Source organism: Pseudoalteromonas sp. PA2MD11 (assembly GCF_017808125.1).
Lineage (GTDB): Bacteria > Pseudomonadota > Gammaproteobacteria > Enterobacterales > Alteromonadaceae > Pseudoalteromonas > Pseudoalteromonas simplex.
Map to the genome: position 1 here is coordinate 367,559 of NZ_JADKNF010000002.1, position 15,180 is coordinate 382,738.

General features: G+C 41.0%; 12 protein-coding genes. 2 read left to right on the forward strand and 10 right to left on the reverse strand.

What is annotated here, in order from left to right; all coding sequences use genetic code 11:
* The first annotated feature begins 7 nt into the window (after positions 1-7).
* Positions 8-2,359, forward strand: a complete 2,352-nt coding sequence (locus ISP07_RS04350; RefSeq protein WP_209326921.1) for a beta-galactosidase — start codon at positions 8-10, stop codon at positions 2,357-2,359.
* A gap of 51 nt (positions 2,360-2,410) precedes the next feature.
* On the opposite strand, the gene ISP07_RS04355 is transcribed toward ISP07_RS04350, so the two are convergent.
* Positions 2,411-3,229, reverse strand: a complete 819-nt coding sequence (locus ISP07_RS04355) for a hypothetical protein (protein ID WP_209326922.1) — start codon at positions 3,227-3,229, stop codon at positions 2,411-2,413.
* A gap of 104 nt (positions 3,230-3,333) precedes the next feature.
* Here ISP07_RS04355 and ISP07_RS04360 point away from each other — a divergent pair, with 104 nt between their 5' ends.
* Positions 3,334-4,185, forward strand: coding sequence for a helix-turn-helix domain-containing protein (locus ISP07_RS04360; protein WP_228290507.1), 852 nt, complete (start codon positions 3,334-3,336; stop codon positions 4,183-4,185).
* A 6-nt stretch (positions 4,186-4,191) separates the two neighbouring features.
* Here the strand turns inward: ISP07_RS04360 and ISP07_RS04365 are convergent, their stop codons facing one another.
* The 9 genes from ISP07_RS04365 to ISP07_RS04405 form a co-directional block, all read right to left on the reverse strand.
* Entirely contained in the window at positions 4,192-5,466 is a 1,275-nt protein-coding gene (locus ISP07_RS04365) for an NAD(P)/FAD-dependent oxidoreductase (protein ID WP_209326923.1), read from the reverse strand.
* 13 nt (positions 5,467-5,479) lie between these two features.
* Positions 5,480-5,788, reverse strand: coding sequence for a 2Fe-2S iron-sulfur cluster-binding protein (locus ISP07_RS04370; protein WP_154945436.1), 309 nt, complete (start codon positions 5,786-5,788; stop codon positions 5,480-5,482).
* 55 nt (positions 5,789-5,843) lie between these two features.
* Complete coding sequence (locus ISP07_RS04375; protein WP_209326924.1) at positions 5,844-7,016, reverse strand: cytochrome P450; 1,173 nt, start codon at positions 7,014-7,016, stop codon at positions 5,844-5,846.
* Positions 7,017-7,215: 199 nt separating this feature from the next.
* Positions 7,216-8,664: an aldehyde dehydrogenase gene (aldA, locus tag ISP07_RS04380; RefSeq protein WP_209326925.1), complete on the reverse strand. Its 1,449-nt coding sequence runs from the start codon at positions 8,662-8,664 to the stop codon at positions 7,216-7,218.
* Between the two features lie 3 nt (positions 8,665-8,667).
* Entirely contained in the window at positions 8,668-9,432 is a 765-nt protein-coding gene (locus tag ISP07_RS04385; protein WP_064385154.1) for an SDR family oxidoreductase, read from the reverse strand.
* A gap of 12 nt (positions 9,433-9,444) precedes the next feature.
* The gene (locus tag ISP07_RS04390) at positions 9,445-10,467 is read right to left on the reverse strand and encodes a zinc-dependent alcohol dehydrogenase (protein WP_209326926.1); all 1,023 of its coding nucleotides are present in this window, start codon (positions 10,465-10,467) and stop codon (positions 9,445-9,447) included.
* Between the two features lie 9 nt (positions 10,468-10,476).
* Entirely contained in the window at positions 10,477-11,589 is a 1,113-nt protein-coding gene (locus ISP07_RS04395; protein ID WP_209326927.1) for a mandelate racemase/muconate lactonizing enzyme family protein, read from the reverse strand.
* A gap of 192 nt (positions 11,590-11,781) precedes the next feature.
* The gene (locus ISP07_RS04400) at positions 11,782-12,771 is read right to left on the reverse strand and encodes an SMP-30/gluconolactonase/LRE family protein (RefSeq protein ID WP_209326928.1); all 990 of its coding nucleotides are present in this window, start codon (positions 12,769-12,771) and stop codon (positions 11,782-11,784) included.
* On the reverse strand, positions 12,758-15,079 hold the full coding sequence (locus tag ISP07_RS04405; RefSeq protein ID WP_209326929.1) for an agarase: 2,322 nt from the start codon (positions 15,077-15,079) through the stop codon (positions 12,758-12,760). The genes ISP07_RS04400 and ISP07_RS04405 overlap by 14 nt, the downstream gene beginning before the upstream one ends.
* Between the last annotated feature and the right edge of the window lie 101 nt (positions 15,080-15,180).

Consider the following 15,180-nt stretch of genomic DNA (forward strand, 5'->3'; position numbering starts at 1 on the left):
AACTATAATGACAACACCTTGCCCTTCAATGACACTTAATTTAATTGCGCTAAGCTTAGCCTGTGTGTTTACCAATGGTTGCAGCGATACACATAAAGCGCCTGTGCAAGAGCCATCAGTTAACTCACAAGCAGACCCATTTACTGAGGTAGAAACACTGACCAAGCTGGTTGATTTTTCAGATCAACAACAGCAAAGTTGGCTTTTTGATAGTCATACATCTCATCAACTGATTGAGTCAGCAAATAATAAACAATTAGCGTTAAATTTTTCAGCTGAGGGAAATATTTCTGAGCTAAAAATAGCTCCACCGAGCCCTTGGGATGTGTCAGCATATAATAACTATAATGTGGCGTTTGACGTAGAAAATACCAGCGCCAACTCTATACACTTTTACCTCTCAATAGAAAACCCCAAAGGACAACTACAAAGCCGCTCAGTTAGTTTACCCCCAAGTTATAAAGGAACGGTATATTTTCCTTTAGATGGTAAAGAAGCCCTAACCAATACCGGAATGTGGGGAGATGCACCACCTTGGCAAACAAATGATCGATTAATGGTGTGGCGCTCTTGGCGAGATGATGGTGGCGACTTTACTAAAATTAGCGAAATGAACTTGTTCACCATCGGTGTATTAGAAGATAAATCTATATTAATTGGCGATATAAAGCTCAGAAAAAACCCACCATCTGATCCAAATTGGATGGTTAATATCATTGACAAATATGGTCAATACACAAAACAAACCAATGCGTTAACAATCACATCAGATGAACAACTTAAACGTTTTGCTGATATTGAACTAGCTGAACTTGCAAAATCCAAAGGTATGAGCGACCGCTCACGATTTGGTGGTTACGCCAACGGTCCTAAGTTAGAGGCTACAGGATATTTCAGAACTGAAAAAGTAGACGGTAAATGGTGGATGGTCGACCCTGAAGGTTATTTATTTTTCTCTCATGGGCCCGCTAATGTCCGTATGGCTAACCTAACAACAATTACCGGGATAGACTTTAAAGACGACTCAGTACGTAATCGCAGCAGTGATGAAATCACCCCCGAAGATTCTATGGGCATTGTTAAAGTCTCAGAGCAAGCCCGCCAGAGCCGGTTTATTACTTCTGAGCTGCGTCATAATATGTTCCAATGGCTTCCGGATTACGATGAGCCACTGAGCGAGCATTACAGCTACCGACGCTCAACCCATAAAGGCCCTGTGGCACATGGCGAAACATATAGCTTTTATCGTGCAAATTTACAACGTCGCTACGGCGAAACATCACCTAAATCGTACATAGATAAATGGCATGATGTAACACTTGACCGCATGAAGGATTGGGGGTTTACATCGTTTGGTAACTGGGTCGACCCAGCTTTTTATGATAAAGAATCGGTGCCCTATTTTGCTAACGGTTGGATTATTGGTGATTTTAAAACCCTTTCTGGCCACACCAACCACTGGGGTTTAATGCCTGACGTATACGACCCTGAATTTAAAAAACGCGCCGAAATAACAATCGATGCAATAGCACAAAAAATTAAAGCATCGCCTTGGTGTATCGGTATTTTTATAGATAACGAGAAAAGTTGGGGCGAGCGTGAAGGCAGTGTTGAAAAGCGTTATGGGATCATACTCGATGCACTTTCTAAAAATGCAGCGAATAGCCCTGCTAAGCATGCTTTTACTACACACCTTAAACAAAAATACAGCTCAATTACTGCATTAAATAAAGCATGGCAAAGTGATATCGCTAACTGGGATGAGCTCGACCAGGGCGTTACATTTACCACTTACAGCGATGCACAAATAGCTGATATTTCTAAAATGCTAGAAATGCTCGGCGAGCAATACTTTAAAGTGGTTAATGGCACCTTGGCTAAAAAACTCCCTAATCACTTATATATGGGCGCTCGTATGGCTAATTGGGGTATGCCCGATGAAATTATTAAAGCCTCTGTAAAATACTCAGATGTTTTAAGCTTTAATATTTACGAAGAAGGCATGCAAGATCATTATTGGCAATTTTTAGAAGATGTCGATTTACCCGTTGTTATTGGCGAATTTCATATCGGTACTGCAACCGACTCCGGCTTGTTCAATCCAGGCATTGTCCATGCAGCGAATCAAACTGACCGTGCAACCATGTATAAAAAATACATGCAAAGCGTTCTCGAAAAACCTTATATGGTAGGCGCGCATTGGTTTCAGTATGTTGATGAACCGGTATCTGGGCGAGCCTTTGATGGTGAAAATGCCAATATCGGCTTTGTCACTGGCACCGATATTCCTTACCCTAAAATGATTGAGGCGGTAAAAGACGTCACATCGACCATGTACGAAAAACGCTACGGTAAATAGTACAAACGCTTATATGACCGGCTTTTTAATTAAAGCCGGTCTAACGCCTAGTTACACAACCAAGTGTTGCTTTAGGTAATCTTTCATAGCAACATTCAGTTGCCATTGCTCTGTTATTGGTTTATTAGAATTGAGTTCATTCGGCATATAAGGCCAAGGACCAAACTCGGGGCAAATATAAAATGTTTGCTGACCTCGCGCTTTTGCTAAGTCGATGATCGTTTGCCACCATTGTACATACAGGTTTAATGTTTCACGCCATTGGCTACTAAAGGGATCATTTACTTGCGCAGATTGAGTATGCCCTACTCTTGCGTGAATATAGTAGCTCTGCTGTTGCGCTGCTAATAAGGCATCTTGTTGCTCTTCAAGCAAGCTTTCACTTACATTAGTCCAATGTGAGAAGTCTGCGTTTAATTTTAGTTCAGGAAATCGTTGAAGATAAGGCTCAGTAGCAAAAGCTGCATAATTAAAGCGCCCTCTGTGAGTCTCGTGAGTAATTGTAACTCCTAATTTTTGCTCTAACGCTAAAGCATCTTTGAGCAAAATACAGTTTTGCTCAAAGCTAAAAAAATCTTTTCCGGTATGAGAATTTATAAACACCGGATTTACATTTGCTAGGAAGTGCAACCGCGTATTAAATCTAGCTCGGTACTGTGCAAACGATTCTGCTTTAGCAGCCAACCACTGTTGTGCTACAACATCAAAGTTATCTTCACAAGCCGCACGTTTAATGGTTGCAATAAACTCATCGTCTTCAGGGAAGTTAATTTCAGCCCCATCAAAACCCGCAGCGAGTACGCGGGCAACAAACTGCTCTGCTGCTATTCCTTCACAACCCCAGTAAGGGCATAAAAACTTTAATTCCATATTTTCTCCTTTAGGATATCTAATATTCAATTTGGCTTATCAGACATTGCAGCTTTTAATAAGGCGCGATACACTTCAATTAAATTTTGTTAACAATAAACCATATGTCTAAGCCTGCAATCTATTGCGAGCCATTCACCATAAAGGATGGCTACGATTTTGAAATTCATCATGTTAGTTACTTGCAGCACGATGCTTATTCCTGTTTTATGCACTTTCATCAGGTCCATGAATTCATCTTTTTTGAGCGCATCGATGGCACTTATTTTTATCATCAGGGCGAATCAAAGCTATCTGATTATGAGGCCGTATTTACACCAGCAATGGAAACCCATGATTTTGAGTTAAACCCGCGGTCTAAATCTTGGTATATAGTCCAATTTATGCCTGAGCAACTAAATGACCCGGCTTTAAACGAATTTACAGAGCAGCTTAAATCGGGTATGCATCTTAGTTTCAGTGTCGAAATACAACAACGGTTGCACTGCTTATTAGCTTGGATGCTAAGCGAATACAACCAAAACCCTAGAAGCAAAACTTGTAAGCAGTTGTTTAATAGCCTTATAACACTCGTTTGCGAGTACGGTAAAAATGGCGCGACAACGGTCAATAAACCGCGCTCAGGCTTAGCAAGCTTTAAAAAGTTAACGCCGATTATTGAACAATTGAAGACCCATAACAGTATTAACGTTTCGTTAGAGCAAGCCGCTGATATGTGTCATTTATCGCCGTCGTATTTTTCTCGGGTTTTTAAAAAGCACTTTCGTGTTCCCTACTCCGATTATCTTATTCAACATAAGTTATATAACGCTGCGCGATTATTGGGTCAAACTGATATATCAGTCACAGATATTGCTTATGATTTAGGCTTTTCCAGTCCTTCCTACTTCATTAAACAGTTTAAGTTTCACTTCAAAGTCACGCCGCTACAGTATCGTCAACAACTGCGCGAATAAGCGCAATTATGTGCTCTGTAATAAGGTTTTACTTAATGTTGTTGTGCTCCTTAATAACGCCTTATTGACTGATAGCCCTTGTTTTAGCGCTTGCGTCCCTAGTACATAAGCTTTGCTACTGTTAACAGCTTCAACACATAACAAGGTGTCATCATGAAAATACCAAACAGAAAACTGCTCTGGTGTTTCTTTGTGTACTATTAGCTCATTATATCCATTTGCTAAGCCCACAATTTGTAACTTGTATTGATATTGATCAGACCAAAACCAAGGTACAGCTGCGGGCGTATACTGTTGCTTAGCAATAAACATGGCCGCCGATTTGGCTTGATCAACCGCATTTTGGACTGATTCTAAACGAATCCATCGCAGATAAATTTTGCTAAAATGACGAGTACAATCACCGATAGCAAATATATCAGGATGGGATGTTTGGCAAGCCTCATTTACTTTAATTCCCTGCTCGACCTCTATCCCCGCAGCACTTGCCAATTGGGTATTTAGCTTTACACCCACACCCACTAGAATAAAATCAGCGGGGTATTGACTGCCGTCGCTGCATACCACTATGTGTTTATTGCTTTGGTGCTTTATTTCGACTACGTCCTTGCTGGTTTGTAAATTTACCCCTTTGCTTTGATGTAAATCATTTAAAAAGTCAGACATCACCGCAGAGGTCACTCGGGATAATATTTTGTCTTGCTTTTCAATCACTGTGACATTGGCACCTAATGCAACAAATGACGATGCTGACTCAAGCCCAATATACCCGCCGCCAATAATCACGACTTGTTTATCGCGACTGTTATTAAGCGCAGCTTTTATTGCCTTTGCATCAGCAAACGTTCGCATAGCAAAATACTGATTACTTCCTTGAGAATCTACAGTCTTATTTAAGCCTTTAATTTCAGGAATAAACGCCGAACAGCCTGTGGCAATAACAAGTTTGTCAAAGGTTATTAAGCTCCCACATGCTAATGTGATAGTTTTTTTTTCACTGTTGATGGCTGTAACTGTTTTCCCTAAAAACAGAGATAAATTGTTATCTTTATAAGCTTTTTCTGCTTTCAATGGGCTAGCAATTGCGTCACTTGCTTGCAAGGCTTTTTTTGATAACGGCGGCCTGTGATAAGGTAATTCAGGGTCACTATCAATCAGTGTAATAGCGCCAAGCCAGCCCTGTTGGCGTAAATTAAATGCAAAATTAACACCTGCGTGGCTGGCACCTATGACGACTACATTTAAATCAATGCCGTTTTTCTCTGTATTTATATGTTGCATAAAAATTTACCGATTAATTTGCCACCACAAATGTCATACCATCTATGTCATCTGACACCTCAATTTGACAGCATAAACGACTATACTCAGTCACGTTATCGTCAAGTTCTAACATGTCGCTTTCAATTTCATCCGCGGCTCCTACTTTCTCAAAATCTTCAGGTGCAACATAAACATGACATGTTGCACAAGAGCACACACCCCCACAGTCACCATCAATGCCTGATACACCATTTGCCACAGCAAGTTCCATTAACGAACCACCGTTTCCTTCCACTGCAATTGCGCCATTGCTTTGGGTCATAAAAATTACTTTAGCCATGATTATTCCTCTTTTATTACTTGCACTTGCTACAGTGCGCTTTGTTATCGATTAATTATTTAGCAGTTAAACGAACGTGAAGACTGTTAAAGCCGACTTTTCTTGAAAATTCACCGAGTTTTTCTATGTTCTCATCGGCCTTTATCGTCTCAATATTGGAGACTTTATTAGCAAGAGATATCACTAATTGACGTAATATTTGTCGCGCATGAGTAGCGCCTAAACAATTATGATGACTAAAACCAAAACTAACATGAGGGTTTACTTTCCGATCAAAATCTACTTTATCAGGGTTTTTGAACACACTTTCATCACGATTTGCCGATGCAAAACACAAAGAGATACGGCTATCAGCTTTTATCGCATGCTCACAAACCTGTGTATCTTTTGTGGCTACTCGCCCCATATGTGTTAATGGCGAAAAATACCGAATAAGTTCTTCTACAGCACGATTAAGAATTTCTGGTTCATTGCAAATACGATGTAAATCATTGACGTTTTCACTAAAGTAAGCAATTGAGTTAGTGATTGCATTTATTACCGTATCGCGACCACCAGCAAAAGTTAGGATCATGACCCCTTTGACTTGCTCCTTGGTCATGGTTTGACCATTGACCTTGGCTGCCAGTAATACTGAGTACAAATCATCACTTGGTTGCGCCACTGCTTTATCAATTTGTTGATCTATGTAGTCGTACAGAATATTGGCTTTATCACCATCTAGATTACTGTCTTTACTGCGAAATACATGCGTGCCCCAATCAATCCACGTTTGTGCTGTATTCATTGGGGTATTAAGTAACAATGTCAGTGCCTTCGATTGCAGTGGCAATGCAAATTCACTAACAATTTCAATCGTCTCGGTATTCATAGCATGTTCAATAGTATCATCTATGATCTGTTGTAAACGAGCTTGGTATTGTTCTTCTAACGGGCGTTTGAACCACGGGTTTAGTAACTCTCGAAAACCGCCATGCTCTGGTGGGTCAACTTCAAAGGGAATTTGCCGAGTTTCTCTAATTGCAACTTCAGAAGGGATAACAATGCGGCCAGGTTTGGCTCCTGATTGAAACACAGTACAATTATGCGCGGCTTTTCGTAGCTCTTTTAGACCTAATATCATCTTTACGGGGTCATTTTGGTCATCCATTTGGCCTATGCCCGTTGCGGTACGTTGCCCTTTAAATGCATCGGCAAATTCACTCACCTTTGTGTTTTTTGTTGTCATGACATAATACCTTCATCGTAAAATATAAATTTGATGAACCATACTAGTCCGTTATTTTTGCTCAAAATACACAACTAACGCTTAAAAATGGTAATTTCATGTCCTATTTATTTTTTGTTAAAAAACTCACAAGCACAAAAAAGCCGATGCACTGCATCGGCTTTAGGTGGGCAAATGTGAGAGAATCCACCCTGCCTAATTACTTCTCATTTAAATACACTGTTTTCTTCTCAAGGTATTGCTCTAACCCGTACTGACCGTCTTCACCGCCCATACCGCTTAGTTTCCAACCATTGTGAAAACCTTGATGCTGCTCACCTAAACCACGGTTTACATACACTTCGCCTACTTCCATTTCAGCAATAGAGCGGTGAATGTAATCCAGTGTTTTTGTGTATAAATAAGCTGATAGACCGTATTCACTGTCGTTGGTATAAGCAATAGCTTCATCAATGCTATTGATTTTAATAATAGGTAATATTGGGCCAAAGGTTTCTTCGTGCACTAAAATATTATCTTGGTCAACATCCACAAGTACCGTGGGTTCGTACCAGTTCCCGCCTTCAAATCCTGCCACCGTCGCGACTTTGCCGCCAGTTACAAGCTTCGCGCCTTGAGCAATGCCTTTTTCAACAATTGAGTGAATATTATTAATTTCACTCTGGTTTACTTTAGGACCCATCTCTGATGTTGGATCCATTGGATCCCCCACTTTTAAGGCTTTAACCTTAGGGATGAACTTTTCAAGAAAGCTGTCGTATACATCACTGTGCACATATAAACGCTCTGCACAGGTGCACACTTGACCACAGTTTGCAAAGCGTGCTGTAACAGCATCGTCAACAGCTTTATCTAGATCTGCATCTTCCATTACGATAAACGGTGCTTTGCCGCCAAGCTCAAGCATAACAGGAGTTAAATGCTTACCGCTGGCTTGATGAATAATTTGCCCTGCACGGGTACTTCCGGTCATGGTGATCAGTTTTGTCAGCGGGCTTTCACATAAATGTTGACCCACCACAGAGCCGGTACCATTAACAATGTTAAGTACGCCAGCAGGAACACCTGCTTGGTTGGCAATTTCACCGAGTTCCATGGTTGCTAATGGCGTTTCTTGCGTTGGCTTAATAACGATAGAATTACCGGTAATTAATGCAGGGCCAATTTTACGACCTGCTAACGCCAACGGGAAATTCCACGCTGTGATTGCTACAACCACACCACGTGGCACTTTATGAATATAGATTTTTTCGTTTTCGTGATCAGAAGGAATGATATCCCCTTTGATTGTTAAGGCATTATCACATGCATATTCAATAAACGTTGCTGTGACATTGGCTTCCATACGAGCCACATCAATCAGCTTGCCTTGCTCTTGTACTAATAACTGAGCTAGGCGCTCATTATTATCACGAATACCTTGTGCAAAACGGCGTAGGATTGTGGCACGTTCACGTGGTGTTTTTTGTGCCCATGCAGTTTGTGCAACCGTCGCTGTTTCAAGGGCTGTTTGTGCATCTTCAACACTGCCCTTAGGAATAACACCCACCTGCTCGCCGGTACTTGGCGAGAGCACGCTGATGGTGTCACTATTTGATGAACTTACATACTCACCATTGATAAAGTTTACGTTATTTTTAATTGTCATTTTTTATCGTCCCATCCAGCCGCCATCAACTAGCAATACACTGCCGTTCATGTAGTTTGAGGCGTCTGATGCTAAAAATACAGTTGGCCCTTTAAAGTCGTCTGGTGTTCCCCAACGACCTTGCGGAATACGCTCTAAAATCGATTTTGCACGCTCAGGGTCATTTCTGAGGGCTTCGGTATTATCTGTTGCAATGTAACCCGGTGCAATAGCGTTTACATTAACACCTTTACTCGCCCACTCATTGGCAAGTGCTTTAGTTAATTGACCTATTGCCCCTTTACTTGCCGCATAGCCAGGTACGGTGATCCCGCCCTGAAAGGTTAACAATGACGCAGTAAAGATAATTTTACCTTGGCCACGCGAGACCATTTCTTTTCCTAGTTCGCGACTTAAGATAAATTGTGAGTTTAAGTTAATCTCAATGATTTTATCCCAATATTCATCGCTGTGTTCAACTGCTGGATCGCGCAAGATTGAGCCCGCGTTATTCACTAAAATATCTATTTTAGGGTGATCACTTTTCACTTGCTCAATAAAAGTATACAAGCTTTCTCGTGATGAAAAGTCACATTGATAAGCATGAAATAGCTGACCGCGCTCCAAGACTTGGGTTTCAACATCTGAGCCAGACTTTGCTAGACTTGCTGATACGCCGATGATATCGGCGCCCGCTTCTGCTAATGCCAGTGCCATTGCTTTACCAATACCACGACTACACCCTGTGACTAACGCTGTTTTACCTTTTAGGCTAAATTTATCTAACATAATTTTTTTCCATTACTTAGTTTGGCAAGAGACAAGTGCTTTCATACCCATTGGATTGTTATCCATACTGGCAAATGCAGAGCTAATATCAGCAAGTTCACTCACAGAAGTAATAAATGGTTCTAAATCAATTTTGCCGCTAGCAACTAAATCAATCGCCATTTCAAAATCCGCATCTTCATAAACACGTGCGCCGACTAGTTCAAGTTCACGCCAGAAAAATTGGAACAAATCAACTGGCGGTTTTTGTGAGTGGATAGCAACCATACAAATGCGGCCACGTACTGCTGCAATTTGGGTCATAGCTTCAACCGCAGGCTGCACACCAGATACTTCAAACACAACATCAGCGCCTTTTCCATCGCTCCATTTAGACACATATTCTTGTAAATCTTGCTCTAGTGGGTTGATGGTTTCAATATCAAAACGCGCAGAAAACTTACGACGCTCGTTATTTACTTCAGAGATCAGCACGTCGGCACCCACGCTTTTAGCAACCAAGGCTACTAGTTGACCAATTGGGCCGCCACCGATCACCACTGCTTTTTCGCCTGCTTTTAAGCGTGAACGCGAAATATCATGACAGGCAACAGATAAAGGCTCAATTAGTGCGCCTTGCTCAAGTGTTACATTGTCAGGTAGTTTATGAATAGTACGCGCTTTTACTGTCCATGAATTTTGGAATGCGCCAACTGAATCAATCCCCATAAATTTAAGGTTATGACACACGTGGCTATGGCCTGCATTACAGGCTGGGCAGTCACCACAATAATCAAGTGGACGTACAACAACACGATCACCTACTTGTAGGTTAGTAACCTCACTGCCAAGCTCAGCAACAACACCTGAAATCTCATGTCCTATAGTGTGTGGTGGGTTTACACGTTGATCCATTACGCCGTGGTAAATGTGCATATCAGTACCACAAATACCAACAAAACCAACATCTAAACGAACTTCATCTGCTTGTGGCTTTATCGCTTGACCTGCAACGATACGAAACGATTTATTACCAATATATTCTGCTGCTTGCATAGTGATACCTTATGATTGTTTTACTAAATGTGGTTTAACTAATTGCGCGTCAAACTCTACGCCAGTACCGATAATATCTGGGGCGCAGGCTTTACCGTTATCATCAAGTTGTAACGGTCGCGTTGTGTATTCATCAATCGGGAACGAGTGAACCTCTAAAAATCCCGCGTGAGGTTGTGAAGCCAGAAGCGATACATGTAATTCATGCATACCATGGCTACAAATAGGTAAGTTGTGGGTATAGGCTTGACTTGCTACATGCAGCCAGCCAGTGATACCGCCAATGTTAGAAGCATCAGGTTGTAAAAAACCTAGTTTGGCTTGATCAATTGCATAGCCAAATTCATGCAAAGTGTGCAAGTTTTCGCCCATCGCTAAAGGAATAGAAGTCGCCTGTGCTATACGAGCAAAACCTTTGTAATCATCAGGGATGGTTGGTTCTTCAAACCACGTAATATCAAATTTTTCAATTGCTTTGGCAAAACGAATTGCATGCTCTACGTTCATTGAATAATTAGCATCGACCATTAATATTCTATCATCACCAATCAACTGCCTAACGGCTTCAACGCGAGCAACATCTTCTTTATAATTCTCTTTACCAACTTTAATTTTAACGGCGTTAAAGCCACGCTCTAGGTAGCCTTGAATATTCGCCAGCAGCTTTTTCTCATCAAAATTAAGGTCGATTCCGCCAGCGTAGCAGGCTGTTTTATCGCTATGACCACCAGCGACTTGCCACAGCGGTGCTGATAACCGCTTACATTTGATATCCCACAGCGCAATATCAACGGCAGAAATAGCAAAGCTTAATAAACCACCGCGACCAACATAATGCAGATCCCACTGTAATTTATCCCAAATTGACATGATTGCTGATGAGTCGGCGCCAATTAAGCCTGGTTTAATTTCATCATTTAATAATGAATAAATAGCACGGCCACCTTTGCCACCGGTGTAGGTATAACCCATGCCTTCATAGCCGTCGTTTGTCATGATGCGCACAGCAATCACTTCAAAATGGGTATGATCTCCATGTTTAGCATCACTTAACACCTCAGCCAGAGGAATTTGATAATACTCCACCTTTACGCTTTTTATTTTTAGTAATGAATTTCTCATCTAGCCACCAAATTAGTTTACATGATACTGTCTATTGTTAACAATCTACAACAATGCAAATTTATTGTAAAGGATATATAGTTAATAAAATGAAAATAACTTAACGCGGAAATTTGCTTTGAAGTAAAGCGCGAGCAAGTTAATCAACTGATTTGACATGCTCGATGAGTTGTAATGGTGAACATTACTAGCTTAATTCTTTAATGAGAGCGCCAGCAAGTGTTGATGTGCAGTGATATACACCCGATTTTGCTGAGCATTAAAGGCTAAATTGGCACTGATGTGAGGCATCCTTACCCGTGCCAATAACGTGCCTTGTTCATCAAATAGCCAGAGCCCGTTAGGCCCGGTTGCAAAAATAATCCCGCTATCTGCATGTATTTTTAAGCCATCTGGCAAGCCATGGCTATCCGATGTAACAGCAGGCAATTGATACAGTAACGTTTTATTTATTACCGTCCCGTCTTTATGCAATTTGTATTGATACCATGCAGGCTTTTGCGGATTGGATGCGGCCACATACAAGGTGCTTTCATCCTTTGATAACGCAATACCATTTGGGTAAATCAGTGTCTTGTCTAACAGCTGTAACTGCCCTGCCGCTGTTAGGCTATAAACACCTTGAAAGTTTAGCTCTTTAGCGGGATCGTCCAATTGCTTGGCTAAACCATAAGGAGGGTCGGTAAAAAACAACTGGCCTTGGCGATTAAATACGCCGTCATTAGGGCTATTTAACCGCTGGCCTTTATATTTGCTAACAAGTTGTTGATAGTTGGCCTTAGCTGACGTTAATGGCGCGGCCATTTTAACTACTTGACGTGAGCGCGATTGCAACAACACCAGCTCGTTCTGTTGATTCAGCAATAAACCATTTGAATAACCACTGTGTGCTAAATATAGCTGCACTCCTTCGCCTTCTTGATACCGATACACACGGTGCGTGGGAATATCTGAAAACAATAAGTACTGGCCATCATTCACCCACACTGGTCCTTCTAACCAATCAAAGCCTGATGCCAGTGTCTCAATCGTTGCATCTAAATCTAAAAGCTGTAACGCTTTTTTATTGTATATCTCATAGGGGCCTTGCTTTATGAGCGGCTTAACCTCGTGTTGCTGTGCATATACAGATAAGGTAATCACTAAAAATAAGCTAAAGGCAAAGCATTTAGTTATCTTCATGACTAAACCTGCGTTGATACAGTTGCTGATTAACTTCTTTCGCGGCGTTGACAAGCGGCTGATACGGAATGTCTGCGACATTAACAAAGCCAACATTATAGTTTTCGCCATCATAAGCGCGCCCAGTTAGCGGCGAATCTATATATTGAAACCAATGTGCGCCAACAAAGTACGGGTTATCGATAACACTCTTCATGTATTGTTGATATTTAATGCCACGCTCATGTTGTGACTGAGTATGAATAAGGCCTGGGTTTAATAGCCCTGAATCTAACGCCCCATTATGAAACTCTCCAATAATACTGGGCTTATCAAGTGCGGCTAAAAAATCCCAAAAATCATCATTTAAGCCTTCACGGTAATAATTATAACTCATTACATCTGCGTGCTCGCTTGCAGCTTGACGGATCTCAGGCGTCATGCCCCAATCAGCAAATCGCGCGCCCATGTATAGATGATTAGGCAAGTGCTTAGCTGTAGCTTTCTCAACAACGGCAAAGTATTGTTTTGCGTAGCGGTATAACATCACTGAAAAATCAGCTTGTACTGCCTCGTTGATATCTTGGATAACCACCCCTGAAGCAAATTCCTGCCAAGATGAAATATTAGTTTGCCAGTTTACATTTAATGCTGAAATGTCTTTGTACTTTTCTTTCATCAGTGACACAAATTCAGCTTTTGTCGGGCTTTGTTTTGCATTGACTGTTAATGTGTTGATCACTAAACCATATTGTGAATTAATTGAGCCCATCATGCCCCAGCTCTTTTCGTTATCTATAAATACACCAACACACCATGGGTTATTTTTAACTTGTGCGGCTAACGTTGCTAACGTCACATCAGCACGTTTAATAAAGGCGGGATCAAAGGGGTCTGGTAGTGGGCTCCAGTAATCGTTGCCACTGCTAACGGTTTTAAAGTTGCCAATGATCCAAGCATTCGCAAAATAGGGCATGCGATCTTCTTGGTAAAAATCCTCATCAATCCAGTTACCGAACGAGGTAAAACCCCATGTTAGCATACGGTCGATGGTGGTATCTCGCCATTTTTGCATCAATACTTGTTCGTTTTGAGTTTCATATTTGCGTTGTAAATTAGCTCTATAAAAACTGAATGTTTCGCCTTTTTTTAACGCACCACTGTGAACCTCACGGCGATATCCATAATTATCTGCGAGCGGATCATCAACAGCGGGTAGCCAATTAAACATATTTGCTCTTAATTCTGAGCTAATATAACGTGATGGCCATGCCGATTTCGGCGCAGGATTTAAACCAATCGAATCTTCAGGTGTTAAATCGCCGGGCTCTCTTTGCACTATGTATTTTTGATCAAAATCGTAACCTGTTATGGTGGTGGTATTGGCTAAGCGTACATTGGCGATACCGGTTGAAAAAAATAAATAGCCTTGTGGGTCAACCAGACTCCATTTTCCATTGTACTTTTCGGTCCTAAAGTAGCCTGTAGCCTGAAGTTTTGGCCCCTGCTGCCATCCACCAAACTTAGAGCGACCAGCTAAAGGGACTTTGCTAAGGTTGGCTTGCTCTTGTTTTGAAACTGCAATTAACTGCTCAGTTGAAGATACTTTATTGGCAAAATCACGCTTGGCGTTTTGGCCAAACTTATCCACTAAGCCTGTTAGGTACTCAGTATCAAAGTTTGTCGGTTTTATTAGCCTTACATTATCAATGAGTAAGTGTTTGTCTTCTAATAAGCCCTTTGTGCCAAAGCTTACTTTTGTTACTCGGCTAACATCAATATTTTTTGCACCACCTCGATACAATACCGGTGTGTAGCTGCTTTGCCAACTCGGAGGGTTAGAGCGTATACCCGACTCTATATTTAAATCAGCGCCTTTTAATTCAATATAATAAGTATTAGTTGATTCGCTGGGTACCACTACACTGCGGCTTTGCGCTTTGCCAGTTTTATCAATTGTTTTTATATATAACTGTGTAGACACTTTATCAGGGTTTTCAATATCTAAAGCAAAAGCGAAATTACCTAAAGCTTGCCAATTCCAAGTTTGGTCATTGACAAATTCAATATCACTTTCGTGATGCGTTTTTGCAGCAAATGTAACCTTTAATTTATGGTTGCCTTGCTGTTCAATTAGACTTGTAGTGGCATTGTGGCTTTTTAAAAAAGGCTGGTAGTCAGCTTTTTCAAAATCCCACAGCATGTGTTCTTTTTTTGTAGTATTACTAAGCTGTGTGCTTTGTTCTGGTTGATTATTAGTACAGCCGATAAGCCCATTGCCTAACAACAGAGCTATTGGAATATAAATGGTTTTATGTATGTGTTTCATAGCAAGCCTATTCTTTTATTATTAAAGAACCGCTTTTGTAAAAAAGCGGTTAGGTACTATGTTGAATAATTACACAACACAAAATAAATAACAATTAATTG